This window comes from Streptomyces sp. NPDC021562 (assembly GCF_040640875.1).
Classification (GTDB): Bacteria; Actinomycetota; Actinomycetes; order Streptomycetales; family Streptomycetaceae; genus Streptomyces.
The window spans coordinates 39,533-57,549 of record NZ_JBFACN010000031.1; the positions used below are offsets into that span (position 1 = coordinate 39,533).

Below are 18,017 nucleotides of genomic sequence, written 5' to 3' on the forward strand. Positions count from 1 at the left end.
CCTCACAGCCGGGGGTCGACCGGCTCCGACTCCAGGGCCAGCACCCCGAACACCGCCTCGTGCACCCGCCACAGCGGCTCGCCGTCCGCGAGGCGGTCCAGGGCCTCCAGACCCAGGGCGTACTCACGGACCGCCAGGGACCGCTTGTGGTTGAGGAACCGCTTGCGCAGCCGCGTGAGGTTGTCGGCGCGGGTGTACTCGGGGCCGTAGATGATCCTCAGGTACTCGCGGCCCCGGCACTTGATGCCGGGCTGGACCAGCCGGCCCTCCGGGCCCCGTACGACCGCGCCGACCGGCTTGACGACCATGCCCTCGCCGCCCCGGCCGGTCATCTCCAGCCACCAGTCGACGCCCGCCCGGACCGACTCCGGGTCGCCGGTGTCGACGTACAGCCGGCGGGTGGTCCTCAGCAGACCGCTCGGGTCGTGCTCCACCAGCCGGTCCAGAAGGGCGAGCTGCTCGTCGTGCGGGAGCGCGGCGAGGCTGCGGCCCTGGACCGCGAGGAGCTGGAAGGGGGCCAGCCGCACCCCGTCCAGTCCTTCCGTGGTCCAGCAGTAGCGGCGGTACGCGTCGGTGAACGCGCTCGCGTACGCGGCGCGTTCCCGCTGCCGGGCGAGCAGCCCGGTCACGTCGACGCCACGCTCCACCGCGCTCTGCAGGGCGGCCAGCGCGCTCGGGAACACCGCGCCGGAGGCGGCGCCCACGGCCGCGTACTGGGTGCGCAGCAGACCGCCGGCCTTGAGCGACCAGGGCAGCAGCTCCGCGTCCAGCAGAATCCAGTCGGTGGCGAGCTCGTCCCAGAGGCCGGCCGCGTCGACCGCGGCCCGGATCCGCCCGAGGACCTCCTCGGTCACCGTCTCGTCGTCGAAGAACGGGCGTCCGGTACGGGTGTAGAGGGAGCCGGTGGGGCCGGGAGCGACACCGAAGCGCCGGTGGGCGACCTCGGCGTCCCGGCACACCAGCGCCACCGCCCGTGAGCCCATGTGCTTCTCCTCGCACACCACCCGGGCGACGCCGTCCCGCGCGTACTGCGCGAACGCCTCCGCCGGGTGCTCCAGGTAGCCGGCGAGTTCACTGGTGGCGGTCGGAGCCATGGTCGGCGGCAGGTAGGGCAGCAGTCGTGGGTCGACCGCGAAGCGGCTCATCACCTCCAGGGCCGCCGCCGCGTTCTCCTCGCGGACCGCGATCCGGCCCTGGTGCCGGGTCTCGACCGTCCGGCGGCCCTGCACGTCCGCGAGGTCCAGCGGCCGGCCGTCCGCGCCGCCGGGCGCCTCGGGGCGCAGCGGCCGGGCCGGTTCGTACCAGACCCGTTCGGCCGGGACGTCCACCAGCTCCCGCTCCGGCCAGCGCAGCGCGGTCAGCCGGCCGCCGAAGACCGCGCCGGTGTCCACGCAGACGGTGTTGTTCAGCCAGGTCGCCTCGGGGACCGGGGTGTGACCGTAGACGACGGCGGCACGGCCCCGGTAGTCCTCGGCCCACGGGTAGCGCACCGGCAGGCCGAACTCGTCGGTCTCGCCGGTGGTGTCGCCGTACAGCGCGTGCGAGCGGACCCGGCCGGAGGTGCGGCCGTGGTACTTCTCGGGCAGCCCGGCGTGGCAGACGACCAGCCGGCCGCCGTCGAGCACGTAGTGGCTGACGAGCCCGTCGACGAACGCGCGCACCTGCGCCCGGAACTCCTCCGGCTCCCCGGCCATCTGCTCGACGGTCTCGGCGAGTCCGTGGGTGTGCTGGACCTTGCGGCCCCTGAGGTACCGCCCGAACTTGTTCTCGTGGTTGCCGGACACGCACAGGGCGTTGCCCGACCCGACCATGGACATCACCCGGCGCAGCACGCCGGGACTGTCCGGGCCGCGGTCGACCAGGTCGCCGACGAAGACCGCGGTACGGCCCTCGGGGTGCACGCCGTCCTGGTAGCCCAACTTGGCGAGCAGGGACTCCAGTTCGTGCGCGCAGCCGTGGACGTCGCCGACGATGTCGAAGGGACCGGTGAGGTGGGTCAGGTCGTTGTAGCGCTTCTCGGTGACGACGGTGGCCGACTCGATCTCCTCGGCACCGCGCAGGATGTGCACCTTGCGGAAGCCCTCGCGCTCCAGGTGCCGTATCGAGCGCCTCAGTTCGCGGATGTGCCGCTGCACGACCCGGCGCGGCATGTCGGCGCGGTCGGTGCGGGCCGCGTTGCGCTCGGCGCACACCTCCTCGGGCACGTCGAGCACGATGGCGATCGGCAGCACGTCGAACCGCTTGGCCAGGTCGATCAGCTGACGCCGGGAGTCCTGCTGCACGCTGGTCGCGTCCACGACCGTGCGGCGGCCGGCGGCCAGGCGCTTGCCCGCTATGTAGTGCAGGACGTCGAAGGCGTCCCCGCTCGCGCTCTGGTCGTTCTCGTCGTCGCTGACCAGTCCCCGGCAGAAGTCGGAGGAGATCACCTCGGTCGGCTTGAAGTGGCGGTGCGCGAAGGTGGACTTGCCGGAGCCGGAGGCGCCGACGAGGACGACCAGGGAGAGGTCGGTGACGGGGAGGACCCGTCCGGTGCTTTGTGTCTCGGTCATGCTGCCTTCGCCTCCTTCGCGGCGAACGTGAACGTGGCCATCTGGGTGGGCGGGCCGACCTCTGGGTCGTCCGGGCCCACGGGGGTGAACTCCACGTCGTAGCCGTGGCGTTCGGCGACCTGCCGCGCCCAGGAGCGGAACTCGGCGCGGGTCCACTCGAACCGGTGGTCACCGTGTCTGCGGTGTCCGGCGGGGAGCGTCTCCCAGCGGACGTTGTACTCGACGTTCGGGGTGGTCACGAGGACCGTGCGCGGGCGGGCGGCGCCGAACACCGCGTACTCCAGGGCGGGCAGCCGGGGCAGGTCGAGGTGCTCGATCACCTCGCTGAGCACGGCGGCGTCGTATCCCTTGAGCCGTCTGTCGGTGTAAGCGAGCGAGCCCTGCAGGAGCCTGACCCGGGCAGCCTGCCGCTCCCCCATGCGGTCCAGCTTCAGCCGCCGGGAGGCGATGGACAGGGCCCGTATCGACACGTCGACACCGACGACCTCGGTGAACGACGCGTCCGCCAGCAGCGCCTGCACCAACTGACCCTGGCCGCAGCCGAGGTCGAGGACGCGGGCGGCGCCGGCGCGCTTCAGCGCGGTGAGGATCGCCTCGCGCCGCTGTGCGGCGAGCGGGGTCGGCTTCTCCTCGCTCTCCGTCTCCGCCTCGACCGCGTTGTCGATGTCCTCGACCTCGCTGTCGTCGGTCTCGGCGAGCCGCACCAGTTCCAGCCGTTCCATCGCCTGCCGGGTCAGCGACCAGCGGCGGGAGAGGTAGCGGCTGGTGATGAGCCGCTGCTCGGGGTGGCCGGGCAGCCAGCCCTCGCCGGCCCGCAGCAGCTTGTCGACCTCCTCGGAGGTCACCCAGTAGTGCTTGGCGTCGTCGAGGACCGGGAGCAGGACGTAGAGGTGGCGCAGCGCCGCGGAGAGAGTGAGGGTCTCCGACTCCAGGACCAGCCCGACGTAGCGCGAGTCGCCCCATTCGGGGAACGCGCCGTCCAGGGCGACCGGTTCGGCGGTGACGGCCCAGCCGAGCGGCTCGAAGAGGCGCCGTACCAGGTCGGGACCGCCCCGGGCGGGCAGTGCGGGGACCTCCACGCGCAACGGCCTCGGCTGCGCGGGGGTCTCCGGGAGGGCGCGGCACACGCCGCGCAGTGCGCTGGAGAAGACGTTGCCGATCGCCACCGCGAGCAGCGAGGAGGCCGCGTACGGGCGGTCGTTGACGTACTGCGCGAGCGCCGCATCGGGGGCTCCGCCGCGTCCCTTGCCCTGGCCGCGCCGGACCAGCGCGACCGCGTCGACCTCCAGCAGCAGCGCCGCCGTGCAGCGCTGGGCGTCCGCCTCCGGGTAGAAGACGTGCGCGACGCCGTAGGAGGTCGAGAACTGCTGCGCGCTGTCGGGGTGCTTGTGCAGCAGGTACCCGAGGTCGGTCGCGGGGCGTGCGGGGGTGCCGGTGGTGGTGATCGTCAGGAACACGGTGGGTCGCCTCGGAAAGGGTCGGAAAGAGCGCGAAAGCGCTGGTCGTGCGCTTGTTCGCGGCTCCAACGTACCGAGGATCGCGGCAGGGGACGCGGGATTTTCCCCCGCCTACCGGTCGGCCCGTTCCCAGGCGCCGACGCCGAGTCGTCCCGTGGTGCCGAGGTCCAGGTCCGGGGTGACCGTCACGGGTGCGGCGCCCGGCCCGGCCAGGACGCGGACGTAGGGCACGGTCACCGTGGTGCCCGCCAGTGTCGTGTTGCGCCAGACCAGGCCGGAGCGGGCGGCCTGGCCGGGCTTGAGGGTGAAGGGGGCGGGCGGGTCGTCGTAACCGGTTCCGGAGGCGATGGCGGCGCCGCCGTGCAGGATGCGGACGCCGGGGACGGGCTCGCGGTTCTCGTCCAGGAGGCTCAGCCGCGGATAGCCGTCGAGCGCGTAGTCGCTCTTCCCGCAGTTCTCCAGGTGGAGTCCGACGACCCGCAGGCCCATCGCGGCGTCGCCGTCGTCGGCCCACAGCCGCAGACCGGAGGCCGGGCAGGCGCCGGTGCGGGCCGGTGCCTCGGCGGCGGGCACCTTGCTGACCTTCTCGATCTTCACCCTGGTCACCGGGGAGGCGCCGGGGGCGAGCACGCCGAGGTCGACTCTGCCGCTCCTGCTGCTGCCGGGCGCGACCCCGCTCACGGTCACCTCCCTGTTGTCCATCACCCCGCCGGTGTCCGTCGTGAAGGCGAAGAGCACGGTGTAGGTCATGGCCTCGTCGCCGTCGTTGCTGACCTGGTAGGCGGCGAAGACGCCGGAGTCGCCGGGCAGCCGGTCCGCGTGGACCGGACCGTGGGTGGCGGGCGGGGTCGGGGAGGCGGACGGGAGGGTGACCGAGGTGATCCGTACGCCGTCCACCGGCGGGTCGGTGACGGGGGCGCGGGGCGCCGGGACGGCCGCTCCGGCGCCGCGGCCCTGGTCCGCGCGGTCCGCGCCGCACGCCGTGGCGAGGAGCAGGGCGGCGGCGGGGGCGAGGAGGCGAAGGCGGGAGCTGCGCATCCGGCCACCCCATCAGGACGAACCCCGGGGCGACTGTGGCGGAGGCCATACCTCCGGTCACAGCCGTGTCACAGCCTGCCGGATGCGCGGGTCCCTGCCGGTTACGACAGCTGGGACTGGACCTGGGCGGAGATCAGCTCCAGGTGGTCCAGGTCGGAGAGGTCGAGGATCTGGAGGTACATCCGGCGGGAGCCGACCTCGGCGTAGCGGCCGATCTTGTCGACGACCTCGGCGGGGGTGCCGGCCAGGCCGTTCGTCTTCAGCTCGTCGACCTCGCGGCCGATCGCGGCGGCCCGGCGGGCCACCTCCTGGTCGTCCTTGCCCACGCAGACCACGAGGGCGTTGGAGAGCACCACCTCGTCGGCCTTGCGGCCGGCGGTCTCCACGGCGGTGCGCACCCGGCCGAACTGGGCCTTGCTGTCCTCGACCGAGGCGAACGGCATGTTGAACTCGTCGGCGTACCTGGCGGTCAGCCGGGGCGTGCGGGTGGCGCCGTGACCGCCGATCAGCACCGGGATCCGGGCCTGGGCGGGCTTGGGCAGCGCGGGCGAGCCGGTGAGGTCGTAGTAGGTGCCGTGGAAGTCGAAGGTCTCGCCGACCCGGGTCTTCCACAGGCCGGTGACGATCGCGAGCTGCTCCTCCAGGCGGCCGAACTTCTCCTTCGGGAAGGGGATGCCGTACGCCTTGTGCTCCTCCTCGAACCAGCCCGCGCCGAGGCCCAGTTCGACCCGGCCGCCGGACATCTGGTCGACCTGGGCGACCTGGATGGCGAGGACGCCGGGCAGGCGGAAGGTTCCTGCGGTCATCAGGGTGCCGAGCCGGATCCGCTTGGTCTCCCGGGCGAGGCCGGCGAGCGTGATCCAGGCGTCGGTGGGGCCGGGCAGGCCGTCGCCGTCGCCCATCCTCAGATAGTGGTCGGAGCGGAAGAAGGCGTCGAAACCGAGCTCCTCGGTGGCCTTGGCGACGGTGAGGAGGGTGTCGTAGCTCGCGCCCTGCTGGGGCTCGGTGAAGATGCGAAGGTCCATGCGTCCATCCTGCACGGCCCCGGCCCCGGCAACCGCATCGGCACCGCCCGCCGCGCCCCTCGTCGAGCGAGGGGAGCCGGACCGCCCGGCACCCGTGCCGGACGGCCTTCGCCGTCGCGCGTGGCCGTGGCCCGTCGACGCGGGCGCCGGGGGCCGAGGAGGCCGTCTTGTCCTTGCCCGAGGAGTCCGTTCCACCGCCGGGCGGCCCGGCCGGTCGACCGGCGGGGCCGCTCCGGCAGATGGAGGAAATCATGGCCGCCCTGAACGCCGACCTGTCCGCGGTGGACGCAAATCTGCAGCGGGGCCCGGAGACCGAGGCCGGCCCGGGCCGGGAGATCGCCGGCTAGCCGTCGCGGACCTCCTCGCGGGCCGCGAGTTTGCGGAGCATCTCCAGGACCCGGTCGCGGGACTCGTCGGCCGCATCGATGGCCTCCATGCACTGCCAGTACGTCGTCTCGTCGGCCGCGGCGCTGGCCATGCCGACCAGCGCGATGCCGGCCTCGGCGAGCAGGGCGCCTAGGGAGAGCAGCGTCACGCGGGCGTCGTCCAGTTCGGTGAGCTGGGCGGCGCGCAGGGTGCCCGGGTCCAGGTCGGGGGTGGTGAGGACGCCGCAGCCGCGGCCCGCCAGCTCGGTCAGGCCGAGGGCCTCGCCGCGCAGTTCGGGCGGCCCCGAGACGGCCAGCCGGCTGCCGATCGCCTGGGCCAGGGCCTGGGCCTGCCACACCTCGGTCATCAGTTCCGCCATGCCCGCGCCGTGCGCCAGCGCCCGTCTGCTCGCCATGATGAGCCGCGTCGCGTCCATCCGTCGCCCCGTCCCCGTCGGTCCGAACTGCCTTGCCGCACTCAGTAGTTCACTACCCAGAGTGAGGGCGCGCGAGACACGAAGCCAGAGGAAGGCGGAAATCTGTGGACAACGATTCGGATTCGGGCGAGGTTTTGGTTACCGAGCGTCAACCCCGCGCGCGGGTCGCCGGGGCCGACGGGGTGTCAGGAGGGCGGGAACCGGTTCTCGTTGCGGTCGATCTTGGCGGCCAGCGCGGCCAGCGGGTCGATGTCCAGGACGTCGCAGAGCTGGAGCAGATAGGACAGGACGTCGGCGACCTCGTCCGTGACCCGGTGCGCGGTGCCGGGGTCGGCCATCACCCGGGACGACTCCTCCGGGGTCAACCACTGGAAGATCTCGACCAGTTCGGAGGCCTCCACACTGAGGGCGGCCACCAGGTTCTTGGGGGTGTGGTACTGCCGCCAGTCGCGGGCGGCGGCGAAATCGGCCAGTCGGCGCTGGAGTTTCGCCACGTCGAGGGGTTCGTCGGTCACGCGTCCAGGTGTACCACTGTGATCGCCCCGGCTCCGTCCGCCCACGACGCGTCGCCGACCGCGCCGACGAAGCGGATGTGCCCGCGTTCGCCCATCAGGACCGCCGTGCGCAGGAGTTCGGTGCGCTGGCGGGGGTCGAGGCAGCGGTCGAAGCCGTCGGTGAGGACGGTGAGGCCGCGCATGGCGTCGGGGACCTCGCCGGGGGCGTCGACCTCGAGGACGCCGGGGCCGGTGAAGAGGACCAGGGCGAGGGCGAGGTAGCGCAGTTCGCCGTCGCCGAGCCGCGCCAGCTCCGTACGGTGGCCGTCGCCGCGGTCGAGCAGCGCCCGTACCGTGCCGTCACCGAGCAGCTCGGCCACCAGGTCGGTCACCGGTCCCGCGCAGCCGGTGCGCACGGCGTCGACGAGAAGCCCGTGCCGTCGGCCGCATTCGGCGCGGGTGCGCCACAGGACGTCGGCGAGGTTGTCGCAGCCGCGCAGCAGCCGGCCGGAGCCGGTGAGGACCGGGGTGCGCATGCTCTCGGGCCGCGGGTCGCAGGGGAACACCGACCGCAGGGCGACGACCATCTGCTCGGCGGCGGCGAGGACCCGCCGCTGACCGTCCGTCTTGCCGGCGACGCGCAACGGCAGCAGCGCGGTGCCGAGGCGGTCGTCGGGCAGCGGGGCCCTGGTCACCGGTGCGGTGCCCGCGGTGTGCCACGCGGCCTGGACGGACCGGCGGCCCGGGTCCCGCAGGGCGGTCTCCAGGAGGACCAGTCCCCCGGCGGTCAGCCGCTCCCCCACGACGCGCAGTTCCGGCTCGGCCTGCACGGCGACGTCGAGCCGGACCGGCCCCTCGGCGCCGTCGGCCGTACAGCCGATCCGGAACCCGCGGCGGCGCTGCGCGTCGGGCCGGGCCCGCTCGGGTACGAGCGCGCCGGGATCCGGGAACACCTCGGCGAGCGCGGCGCCGCCGCCGAGCCGGGCGAGCGCCTCGTAGGCCGCGAGCACCGTGCTCTTCCCGCTTCCGCTGGGCCCGGTGAGGAGGGTGACACGGCCGACCGGAAAGGCGGCGCCGCGGTGCCGGGCGAAGGCGGAGAGCCGCAGTTCGGTGACCCGGGGGCGGGGGTCGCGGCGGAGGGGGGCGACGGCCGGGGGGCCGGGGGCGGGAGGCGATGACGGCGCGACCGGGGATTCGGCGGCGCTCCGGGAAAGGGCGTGCGCCCCGGCGGAACGGCGGGGATCAGTGGCGGCGGGAGAGGCGGGCGGCGGGGAGGAGGCGGAGGGGGCGGCCATATGCGGACCGTAGGACTCCGCGCGTCAGCCGAACCGTTCCGCCCGCCGCCCCTTCCTCCGATCGAGTGACACCGGGCAGAGCCACCCGGGCACCCACCCCGGCACCGCCCGCCCGCAGCCCACCGCACCGGACCTTGAAACACCGCCCCGTCGGTACCGGCCCCGCCTCGTCCCGGCGGGACGCCCCTCAGCCGCCGGAGGCGCCCGCGTCCTGCATCAGGCCGCTCACCTCGGTGCCGGGCGGGGTGAGGAGGAAAACGTTGCGGTCCACCCGGTGCATCCCGCTGGCCAGGCCGAAGACCACGCCCGTGCTGAAGTCGAGGACGCGCTTGGCGACCTCCGTCTCCGCACTGGTCAGGTCGAGCAGGACGGGTATCCCGGCCATCAGTGTCTCCGCGACCTCACGGGCGTCGGCGAAGACGTTGACCCGCAGGACGACGAACCGGCGCCGGGTCTCGGTCTCCGCGTCCGGCAGCGCGCGATGGTCCACGGCCGACGGCCAGGCGTCCCGGCCCCGTAGCGGCACCACCTGGGCGAGCCCCTCCCACTGTTCATCGGTGACGTCGTAACGGCTCACCGGCTCCCCCTGACCTGACTCGCACCCATTGCATGCACCAGCCAATTCTTACGCCAAGTCACCCGTTCGGCCCAACAGCGACACGAAGCGCGCACGCATGCGCAGGCCACACCACCGCAGAAGGGAGATTTCCGTACCATCACGTTTATTGCTGCGCATAGGAGGCTTCTTACTGGCCTCACACCGGACTCTTCACCTCCGGTGACGCCCCGTTCACCGCCCGCGCATACCGTCCGGTGCGTGCACTTGGCAGAATCTCAGCAGGTGGCACCCGGCCGGCGGACACAGTCGGCGGTGTCCGCCGCTCCGGGGGACACCGGTGCCCCCGCCCCCTGGCACCGCGTCCTCACCCTCCTCGCCGACATCGGCCTCTTCATCGGCACCCGGTCGATCTGGACCCAGGCCGCGACGCACCACCTGGTCCTGGCCGCCCTGATCTCCCTGTGCTACGTCTCGATCCTGGTCACCGGGGTGCTGACGCTGACGGTGCGCAGGACCCGCTCGCTGGCCCGACTCGACCTGCTGGTCCTGGTCACGGCGGTGGTCCTCGCCCTGTGCGGCTGGGCGCTCAACCACGCCGGCGGCGACGAGGGCGCCCTCACCACCCAGGCCGCCAGGGAACTGGTCGCCGGCCACACGGTCTACGGCCGGCCCTGGCCCTGGCTGTTCCACGGCACGGGGATCGCGCTCACGCCGACGACGAGCGGCGGTTACGACTACACGTACGGCTACCCCCCGCTGGCACCGCTGCTCACCGCCCCGTTGCTGTGGCTCGGCCACCAGGGCGCCCCGGCGACGGCGGCGTGCACGGGTGCCCTGATCGCCGGCACGATCGCGCTGTGGCGGCTGCTCCCGGTGCCGTGGCGGTCCGCGGCGACGCTGTCCTGCCTGGGCTTCGGCCTTCTGACGGGGTACGCCCGGGTCGGCTACCCGGCGGTCATGGCGCTGGCCCTGCTGATCCCGGTGGCGGTGCGCTGGCCCCGGATCGGGCGGGGCGGCCGGCTGGGCGCGCCCGGGATCGCCCGGGCCGCGTGCCTCGGCGCCGCCTGCGCGGCCCAGCAACTGCCCTGGTTCTTCGTCCCGTTCCTGCTGGCCGGGATCTACGCGGTACGGCGCGGTGAGCTGGGCGGCCGGGCCGCCGCCGGGGTGGTGCTGCGGGTCGCCGGGGTGGCCGTGACGGTGTGGCTGCTGATCAACGCGTACTTCATCGTGTCCGAGCCGGCCCGCTGGCTGCGCGGGATCGCGCTGCCCCTGATCCAGGGCGCCGTGGTGCACGGCCAGGGTCTGGTCGACGTCTCGCTCTACTACACGAACGGCAGCGACCGGCTCGACTGGTACTCGTACGCGAGCCTGCTGCTCGCGGCGGCCCTGCTCGCCCTGTTCGTGCTCTTCGTGCGGCGGCTCGGCCCGGCCGCGACCGTCCTGCCGTGGCTGGCCTTCTTCCTCGCGACCCGCTCCCAGGACGGCTACTACCTGCTGATGACCCCGCTGTGGGTGGCGGCGGCGGTGACCGCTCCCCTGACGGAGTTCGAGCGGGCCTGGCAGCCGCGCCCGGCCGTGCTGACGGGCCCCCGCCGCCGCCCCGCGCTGGTCGCCGCGGTCGTGCTGCTGCTCGTCCCGGCGCTGGGGAGCGCGGCGCTCGCGGTGACCGGCGGGCCGCCGCTGCGGATGGAGATCACCTCGCTGCGGCGGGCGAAGCACCACGACGCGGTGGTCAGGTCGATGACCCTGAAGGTGGTCAACACCGGAAGCGTGCCGCTCACCCCGCACTACACACTCACCACCGGTCAGGGCATGAGCATGTACTGGCTGCTGGTGCGGGGCCCGGCGACGATCCCCGGGCACGGCACGGCGAGTGTCGAACTGCGTCCGGCGAACGGCCGGTTCGACATCCCCGCCAGGCCGGGCACCCGGATCCGGCTGCGCGCCTTCACCGCGGACCCGCAGACGCTCTCCAGTCAGAACGTCGGGCTGCGCAGGACGGCGGGTTAGCGCGTCGTGCCCGCGGTCCCGGGTCGCCCGGCGGGTCGCGGGTCAGGCCGCCGCACGCGTGAAGCGCAGGGTGGCGGTCACGGTGGTCGGGCCGCCCATCATGCGCAGCTGGTTGAAGGTGACGCCGAACTCCTCGCGGATCACCTGGAACTCGGTCTCCAGCGTCAGCCCCTCGGCATCGGCCGCGACCAGCTTCGCGGTGACCTGCTGGGGGCGGCTGATCCCCCGGACGGTCAGCAGGCCGTCGACCCGCACCGCGTCACCGGCGCCCCGCTCGGCACCGCGCACCGCGAAGGTGATCTCCGGGTGGTTCCCGGCGTCGAGGAAGTCGGCCGAGCGCAGGTGGTCGTCGCGCTTCTTGTTCTTGGTGTCCAGCGAGGCCGCGTCGATCACCATGGTGCCGGCCGCGGTGCCGTCGGGGGCCACCTCGCCCCGGCCACTGACGCCGGTGAAGGTGCCCTTGACAGTGACCAGACCCCAGACGCTCTTGTGCCGGATGGCCACGGCGGAGGCGGTCGGGTCGAGCTGCCAGAGGCCGGTTTCCACGGTGACGGTCATGGCCGTGCTCCGATCGATCGTGATGTTCAAATTTGGATGACTCTCACGCTAGCCCAATATCCAAATTTGGACAACGGGTAGGATCGATGTCATGGCCGCATCTCAGGAACACCTCGTCGAGCTGCCCGAATGTCCGTCCCTGGCGGGCGGCGGCCTGCTCCCGGCCGAGCTGCGCGCCTGGATGGTGCTGCTGGCCGCGACGGGCGCGGCGGAGCAGCGGCTGCGGTCGGTGGTGAAGGACTCGCTCGACGTCTCGCACGACGAGTTCCTGATCCTGTGCCTGCTGGCCGAGCAGCCGCACGAGGGCCTGCGCATGACGCGCGTCGCCGAGCTGCTGGGCCGCCCCAAGACCCGCCTCACCTACCAGATCGCCTGCCTCCAGCACGCCGGCCTGGTCACCCGCAGGTCCGTCTGCGGCGACAAGCGGGGCATCGAGGTCGCCCTCACCGACAAGGGCCGCCGGCAGCTCCAGGAGGCCTCCGCCGACCTCGCGGAGACGGTCCGCGACGCCGTCGGCCACGTCATCGGCCCGGAACAGCGCGAGGCACTGTGCGCACTGGTCCCCGACCTCGCGAACCAGCCAGATCCGCTGTCCGAATCAGGCCACTTCCCCCCACGAGGCCCAGGTCACAGCGACGGCGAGGGCAAGGTCACAGCCGTGCCGCCGGGCCCGTCCGGGCAGTCTGCCCTAGCATCCGAGCATGACGGTCCTGCCTGACGACGGGCTCTCACTGGCCGCCGAGTTCCCTGACGCGACGCACGAGCAGTGGCAACGCCTGGTCGAGGGCGTGCTGCGCAAGTCCGGCAAGGAAGTCTCGGGCGAGGCAGCCGAGGACGCCCTGTCCACCACGCTGGAGGACGGGCTGCGCACCCGCCCCCTCTACACCGCGCGCGACACCGCGCCCGACCCCGGCCTGCCCGGCTTCCCCCCCTACGTGCGCGGCGCCCGTCCCCAGGGGAGCGCCGCGGGCGGCTGGGACATACGGCAGCGGCACGCGGCGGCTCCCGACGGCGCGGTCCTGGCCGACCTGGAGAACGGCGTCACCTCGCTCTGGCTGCTCGTGGGCCGGGGCGGCATCCCGGTGTCCGGCCTCGCCCGCGCCCTCGACGGTGTCTACCTCGACCTGGCCCCGGTGGTCCTGGACGCGGGCCGCGACACCGAGGCGGCGGCGGCCGAGCTGCTGCGGCTGTACGACGCGAAGGGCGTCGCCCCCAAGGCGGTGCGCGGCAACCTGGGCGCCGACCCGCTCGGGTACGAGGCGCGTACGGGTGAGCCGCTGGACTTCGCCCCCGTCGCCGCGCTCGCCCGGCGCACCGCCGAGGAGTTCCCGGGGCTGCGGGCGCTGACGGTGGACGCGCTGCCGTACCACGAGGCGGGCGGCTCGGCCGCGCAGGAGCTGGGCGCCTCGCTGGCCACCGGCGTGGCCTACCTGAGGGAGCTGACCGAGTCCGGCCTCGGTGTCGAACAGGCGCTTGGGCAGCTGGAGTTCCGGTACGCGGCGACCGCGGACCAGTTCCTGACGATCGCCAAGCTGCGCGCCGCGCGCCGGCTGTGGGCGCGGGTCGCCGAGGTCAGCGGCGCGGCCGACGCGGGCGCCCAGGTGCAGCACGCGGTCACCTCGCCGGTGATGATGAGCCGCCGCGACCCGTGGGTGAACATGCTGCGCACCACGATCGCGACGCTGGCCGCCGGGGTGGGCGGTGCCGACTCCGTGACCGTGCTGCCGTTCGACCACGCGATCGGTCTGCCCGACGCGTTCGCCCGGCGCATCGCCCGCAACACCTCCACGATCCTCGTCGAGGAGTCGCACCTGGCCCGGGTGATCGACCCCGCGGGCGGCTCCTGGTACGTCGAGCGGCTCACCGACGAACTCGCCCACGCGGGCTGGGAGTTCTTCCGCACGATCGAGCGCGACGGCGGCCAGGCGGCCGTGCTGCGCTCGGGCCGGCTGCGCACCGACCTGGCGGCCACCTGGGCCCAGCGCTCCAAGAAGCTGGCCAAGCGGCGCGAACCCATCACCGGCGTCAGTGAGTTCCCGCTGCTCGCCGAGAAGCCGGTGGAGCGCGAGCCGGCGCCCGAGCCGCCGTCGGGCGGTCTGCCCCGGGTCCGCAGGGACGAGGCGTACGAGGAGTTGCGGGCCCGCTCCGACGCCCACCTCGCGGCGACCGGCGCCCGGCCCCGGGTCTACCTCGCCACGCTCGGCTCCGCCGCCGAGTACACCGGCCGGGCGACCTTCGCCTCGAACCTCTTCCAGGCGGGCGGCATCGAGCCGGTGACCGGGGGGAGCTTCGAGGAGAGCGGCGCCGACGAGGCCGTGCTCTGCTCCAGCGACGACCGGTACGCCGAGCAGGCCGAGTCCGCCGCCGAGTCGCTGAAGGCGGCCGGTGCCCGGCACGTCTTCCTCGCGGGCCGCGGCGGGTACGCGGGCGTCGACTCGTACGTCTTCGCGGGCTGCGACGCCGTGGCCGTGCTGTCCGAGACCCTCGACCGCATGGGAGTGTCCTGATGGGAATCCCCGACTTCTCCGGCATCGAGCTGGGCACCCCCGTCACCGAGGGCAGCGCCGACCAGTGGCGGGCGGCCGGCGGTGACCTGCCGGTGTGGGAGACCCCGGAGGGCATCGGGGTCAAGCCGCTCTACACCGGACGCGACCTGGAGGGCCTGGACTTCCTGGGCACCTACCCGGGCATCGCGCCGTACCTGCGCGGCCCCTACCCGACGATGTACGTCAACCAGCCGTGGACCATCCGCCAGTACGCGGGCTTCTCCACCGCCGAGGAGTCCAACGCGTTCTACCGGCGCAACCTGGCGGCCGGCCAGAAGGGCCTGTCGGTCGCCTTCGACCTGCCCACCCACCGGGGTTACGACAGCGACCACCCGCGCGTGACCGGTGACGTCGGCATGGCGGGCGTGGCCATCGACTCGATCCTCGACATGCGCCAGCTGTTCGACGGGATCCCGCTCGACCGGATGACCGTGTCGATGACGATGAACGGCGCGGTGCTGCCCGTACTGGCGCTGTACATCGTGGCGGCGGAGGAGCAGGGCGTACCGCCCGAGAAGCTGGCCGGGACCATCCAGAACGACATCCTCAAGGAGTTCATGGTCCGCAACACCTACATCTATCCGCCGAAGCCGTCGATGCGGATCATCTCCGACATCTTCGCGTACACCTCGCAGCGGATGCCCCGCTACAACTCGATCTCCATCTCCGGCTACCACATCCAGGAGGCGGGCGCGACGGCCGACCTGGAGCTGGCGTACACGCTCGCGGACGGCGTCGAGTACATCCGGGCGGGCCGGGAGGCGGGCCTGGACGTGGACGCGTTCGCGCCGCGGCTCTCCTTCTTCTGGGCGATCGGCATGAACTTCTTCATGGAGATCGCCAAGTTGCGGGCGGCCCGGCTGCTGTGGGCCAAGCTGGTCGCGCAGTTCGAGCCGAAGAACTCCAAGTCCCTTTCCCTGCGCACCCATTCGCAGACCTCGGGCTGGTCGCTGACCGCGCAGGACGTCTTCAACAACGTCACGCGTACGGCCGTGGAGGCGATGGCGGCGACCCAGGGGCACACCCAGTCGCTGCACACCAACGCCCTCGACGAGGCCCTCGCGCTCCCGACCGACTTCTCGGCGCGCATCGCCCGCAACACCCAGCTGCTCATCCAGCAGGAGTCGGGCACCACCCGGGTCATCGACCCCTGGGGCGGCAGCGCCTATGTCGAGCGGCTGACCTACGACCTCGCCCGCAAGGCCTGGGCGCACATCCAGGAGGTCGAGGCGGCGGGCGGCATGGCCAAGGCGATCGACGCCGGCATCCCCAAGCTGCGCATCGAGGAGGCGGCGGCCCGCACCCAGGCCCGGATCGACTCCGGGCGGCAGCCGGTGATCGGCGTCAACAAGTACCGGGTGGACAGCGACGAGCAGATCGAGGTCCTCAAGGTCGACAACTCCTCGGTGCGCGCCCAGCAGATCGAGAAGCTGCGGCGGCTGCGCGCGGAGCGGGACGAGACGGCCTGCCGGGACGCGCTCGACGCGCTGACCCGGGCCGCCGACGGCGACGGCAACCTGCTGGAGCTGGCGGTGAACGCGGCGCGCGCCAAGGCCACCGTCGGCGAGATCTCCGACGCCCTGGAGAAGGTGTACGGCCGGCACGCGAGCCAGATCCGTACGATCTCCGGTGTGTACCGCAACGAAGCAGGCGAGTCGCCGAACGTGGACCGCACCCGGGCCCTGGTCGACGCCTTCGACGAGGCCGAGGGGCGCCGCCCGCGCATCCTGGTCGCCAAGATGGGCCAGGACGGCCACGACCGCGGCCAGAAGGTGATCGCGACCGCCTTCGCCGACCTCGGCTTCGACGTCGACGTCGGCCCGCTGTTCCAGACCCCGCAGGAGGTCGCCCGCCAGGCGGTGGAGGCGGACGTCCACGTGGTCGGCGTGTCCTCGCTGGCGGCCGGCCACCTCACCCTCGTACCGGCGCTGCGCGAGCAGCTCGCCGAGGAGGGCCGGGCGGACATCATGATCGTGGTCGGCGGGGTGATCCCGCCGCAGGACGTGCCGACCCTCCTGGAGATGGGCGCCACGGCCGTGTTCCCGCCCGGGACGGTGATCCCCGACGCGGCCTACGACCTGGTGAAGCGGCTGTCGGCGGAACTCGGGCACGACCTGTGATCGATGTCGACGCCTATGTGAAGGGTGTGCTCGACCAGAAGCGCGCGGTCATCGCCCGCGCGATCACCCTCGTCGAGTCCACCCGCCCACAGCACCGGGCGCTGGCACAGCAGTTGCTCACCGAGCTGCTCCCGCACAGCGGCCGGGCCCGGCGCATCGGCGTCAGCGGGGTGCCGGGCGTGGGCAAGTCGACGTTCATCGACGCGTTCGGCACCCTGCTGACGGGGCTGGGACACCGGGTGGCGGTGCTCGCCGTGGACCCGTCGTCGACGCGGACCGGGGGCTCCATCCTCGGCGACAAGACGCGGATGGAGCGCCTCGCCGTCGATCCGAACGCCTTCGTCCGCCCCTCCCCCAGCGCGGGCACGCTCGGCGGAGTGGCGAAGGCGACCCGCGAGTCGATGGTGGTGATGGAGGCCGCCGGGTACGACGTGATCCTGGTCGAGACGGTCGGCGTCGGGCAGTCCGAGACGGCGGTCGCCGACATGGTGGACTCCTTCCTGCTGCTCAGCCTTGCCCGCACCGGCGACCAGCTCCAGGGCATCAAGAAGGGCGTCCTGGAGCTCGCCGACGTGATCGCCGTCAACAAGGCGGACGGCCCCCACGAGCGCGACGCCCGGTCGGCGGCCCGGGAACTGGCGGGCGCGCTGCGGCTGATGCACGGCAAGGAAGCGTTCTGGACCCCGCCGGTGCTCAGTTGCAGCGCCCGGGAGTCGACCGGCCTGGAACTCGTCTGGGAACGGCTGGAACAGCACCGGGCGCTGCTCGACTCCACCGGGCGGCTCGCCGCCAAGCGCCGGGACCAACAGGTGGGCTGGACCTGGTCGATGGTCCGCGACGAACTGCTGGGTCGGCTGTACGCGCACCCGGCGGTGCGTGCGGCCGCCCCCGGCCTCGAACAGCGGGTCAGGGACGGCTCGTTGACGGCGACGCTGGCCGCCGAGGAGATCCTCCGGGCGTTCGAGGGCCCTCAGGACAGCTGATCCCGGAGCGCCTCCCGGGCCCGGGCGACACGGGAGCGGACCGTGCCCACGGGGCAGTCGCTGACCTGGGCGGCCTCCGCGTACGGCAGTCCGAGCAGCTGGGTGAGGACGAACGCCTCCCGCCGCTTGGCGGGCAGCGCCGCCAGCAGGTCGAGCAGCGCGACCCCGTCCTCGAAACCGGGCAGCCCGTGCGGCTGGGCGTGCTCCACGGCGAGCTGCCAGTCCGGGACGTCCGCGGCCCGCGGGCGGGCGGCGGCGTACCGGTGGCTGTCCACGACCGCCCGGCGGGCGATCGACAGCAGCCAGGACCGGGCCGAGCAACGGCCCTCGAACAGGTGCAGGCTGCCCAGCGCACGCAGGAACGTGTCCTGCGCGAGGTCGTCGACCGCCTGCGGGTCGGCGCACAGATGGGCGACGAAACGGGTCACGTCACGGTGCAGGGCCCGTACGAAGGCGTCCACGGCGGCCGGGTCGCCGGACCGGGCCGCGAGGGCCCAGGCCGTGATCGAGGCGTCGCGTTGCGCGTCCGGCGCGGGGCGTGCGGGCAGGACGGAAGTGGTCACTCGGTGTCCTCGGGAGAA

General features: G+C 73.2%; 14 protein-coding genes and 1 pseudogene. 5 read left to right on the top strand and 10 right to left on the bottom strand.

All coding sequences use genetic code 11. The annotated features are described in order from the left end of the window. Positions 1–2: 2 nt before the first annotated feature. The 8 genes from AB0G52_RS34530 to AB0G52_RS34565 all read right to left on the bottom strand — a co-directional run bounded on the left by AB0G52_RS34530 (position 3) and on the right by AB0G52_RS34565 (position 9,237). Entirely contained in the window at positions 3–2,549 is a 2,547-nt protein-coding gene (locus AB0G52_RS34530) for a polynucleotide kinase-phosphatase (protein ID WP_361342062.1), read from the bottom strand. Continuing rightward, positions 2,546–4,006 (bottom strand): 3' terminal RNA ribose 2'-O-methyltransferase Hen1, encoded by a 1,461-nt coding sequence (locus AB0G52_RS34535; protein WP_361342065.1) that lies wholly within the window; start codon positions 4,004–4,006, stop codon positions 2,546–2,548. Before AB0G52_RS34535 ends, AB0G52_RS34530 begins: the two co-directional genes overlap by 4 nt. 111 nt (positions 4,007–4,117) lie before the next feature. Then, positions 4,118–5,044, bottom strand: a complete 927-nt coding sequence (locus AB0G52_RS34540) for a DUF4232 domain-containing protein (RefSeq protein ID WP_361342068.1) — start codon at positions 5,042–5,044, stop codon at positions 4,118–4,120. A 101-nt stretch (positions 5,045–5,145) separates the two neighbouring features. Beyond that, positions 5,146–6,069, bottom strand: a complete 924-nt coding sequence (locus AB0G52_RS34545) for an LLM class F420-dependent oxidoreductase (RefSeq protein WP_132892250.1) — start codon at positions 6,067–6,069, stop codon at positions 5,146–5,148. Positions 6,070–6,412: 343 nt separating this feature from the next. Then, positions 6,413–6,871 carry a DUF6099 family protein gene (locus tag AB0G52_RS34550; RefSeq protein ID WP_207921885.1) on the bottom strand — a complete coding sequence of 153 codons (459 nt, stop codon included), beginning with the start codon at positions 6,869–6,871 and terminating at the stop codon, positions 6,413–6,415. 185 nt (positions 6,872–7,056) lie between these two features. Further along, positions 7,057–7,386 carry a nucleotide pyrophosphohydrolase gene (locus tag AB0G52_RS34555; protein WP_361342073.1) on the bottom strand — a complete coding sequence of 110 codons (330 nt, stop codon included), beginning with the start codon at positions 7,384–7,386 and terminating at the stop codon, positions 7,057–7,059. After that, positions 7,383–8,660, bottom strand: a complete 1,278-nt coding sequence (locus tag AB0G52_RS34560; protein WP_361342076.1) for an ATP-binding protein — start codon at positions 8,658–8,660, stop codon at positions 7,383–7,385. The genes AB0G52_RS34555 and AB0G52_RS34560 overlap by 4 nt, the downstream gene beginning before the upstream one ends. 187 nt (positions 8,661–8,847) lie before the next feature. Beyond that, the gene (locus AB0G52_RS34565) at positions 8,848–9,237 is read right to left on the bottom strand and encodes a cell division protein SepF (RefSeq protein ID WP_361342079.1); all 390 of its coding nucleotides are present in this window, start codon (positions 9,235–9,237) and stop codon (positions 8,848–8,850) included. Between the two features lie 264 nt (positions 9,238–9,501). Between AB0G52_RS34565 and AB0G52_RS34570 the strand changes: the two genes are divergently transcribed. Continuing rightward, on the top strand, positions 9,502–11,229 hold the full coding sequence (locus tag AB0G52_RS34570) for a hypothetical protein (RefSeq protein WP_361342184.1): 1,728 nt from the start codon (positions 9,502–9,504) through the stop codon (positions 11,227–11,229). A gap of 42 nt (positions 11,230–11,271) precedes the next feature. Here AB0G52_RS34570 and AB0G52_RS34575 read toward each other — a convergent pair whose 3' ends face one another. Further along, the gene (locus tag AB0G52_RS34575) at positions 11,272–11,787 is read right to left on the bottom strand and encodes a YceI family protein (RefSeq protein WP_361342082.1); all 516 of its coding nucleotides are present in this window, start codon (positions 11,785–11,787) and stop codon (positions 11,272–11,274) included. Positions 11,788–11,878: 91 nt separating this feature from the next. On the opposite strand from AB0G52_RS34575, the pseudogene AB0G52_RS34580 reads away from it, so the two are divergent. The 4 genes and pseudogenes from AB0G52_RS34580 to meaB all read left to right on the top strand — a co-directional run. Next, positions 11,879–12,364: pseudogene (locus AB0G52_RS34580) on the top strand (MarR family transcriptional regulator); the annotation flags it as partial. A 124-nt stretch (positions 12,365–12,488) separates the two neighbouring features. After that, positions 12,489–14,294, top strand: coding sequence for a methylmalonyl-CoA mutase family protein (locus AB0G52_RS34585; RefSeq protein WP_361342085.1), 1,806 nt, complete (start codon positions 12,489–12,491; stop codon positions 14,292–14,294). After that, positions 14,294–16,453, top strand: a complete 2,160-nt coding sequence (gene scpA, locus AB0G52_RS34590) for a methylmalonyl-CoA mutase (protein ID WP_361342088.1) — start codon at positions 14,294–14,296, stop codon at positions 16,451–16,453. Before AB0G52_RS34585 ends, scpA begins: the two co-directional genes overlap by 1 nt. Continuing rightward, positions 16,450–17,436: a methylmalonyl Co-A mutase-associated GTPase MeaB gene (gene meaB / locus AB0G52_RS34595; protein WP_361342091.1), complete on the top strand. Its 987-nt coding sequence runs from the start codon at positions 16,450–16,452 to the stop codon at positions 17,434–17,436. The genes scpA and meaB overlap by 4 nt, the downstream gene beginning before the upstream one ends. Here the strand turns inward: meaB and AB0G52_RS34600 are convergent. Then, complete coding sequence (locus tag AB0G52_RS34600; RefSeq protein ID WP_361342094.1) at positions 17,424–17,999, bottom strand: sigma-70 family RNA polymerase sigma factor; 576 nt, start codon at positions 17,997–17,999, stop codon at positions 17,424–17,426. The genes meaB and AB0G52_RS34600 overlap by 13 nt on opposite strands. Positions 18,000–18,017: the final 18 nt, after the last annotated feature.

Excerpts from the sequence above, each read along its gene's own strand:
- AB0G52_RS34545 (WP_132892250.1), bottom strand. The coding sequence starts at position 6,069 with ATGGACCTTCGCATCTTCACCGAGCCCCAGCAGGGCGCGAGCTACGAC.
- scpA (WP_361342088.1), top strand. The coding sequence starts at position 14,294 with ATGGGAATCCCCGACTTCTCCGGCATCGAGCTGGGCACCCCCGTCACC.
- AB0G52_RS34575 (WP_361342082.1), bottom strand. The coding sequence starts at position 11,787 with ATGACCGTCACCGTGGAAACCGGCCTCTGGCAGCTCGACCCGACCGCC.
- AB0G52_RS34550 (WP_207921885.1), bottom strand. The coding sequence starts at position 6,871 with ATGGACGCGACGCGGCTCATCATGGCGAGCAGACGGGCGCTGGCGCAC.
- AB0G52_RS34560 (WP_361342076.1), bottom strand. The coding sequence starts at position 8,660 with ATGGCCGCCCCCTCCGCCTCCTCCCCGCCGCCCGCCTCTCCCGCCGCC.
- AB0G52_RS34585 (WP_361342085.1), top strand. The coding sequence starts at position 12,489 with ATGACGGTCCTGCCTGACGACGGGCTCTCACTGGCCGCCGAGTTCCCT.
- AB0G52_RS34530 (WP_361342062.1), bottom strand. The coding sequence starts at position 2,549 with ATGACCGAGACACAAAGCACCGGACGGGTCCTCCCCGTCACCGACCTC.
- AB0G52_RS34540 (WP_361342068.1), bottom strand. The coding sequence starts at position 5,044 with ATGCGCAGCTCCCGCCTTCGCCTCCTCGCCCCCGCCGCCGCCCTGCTC.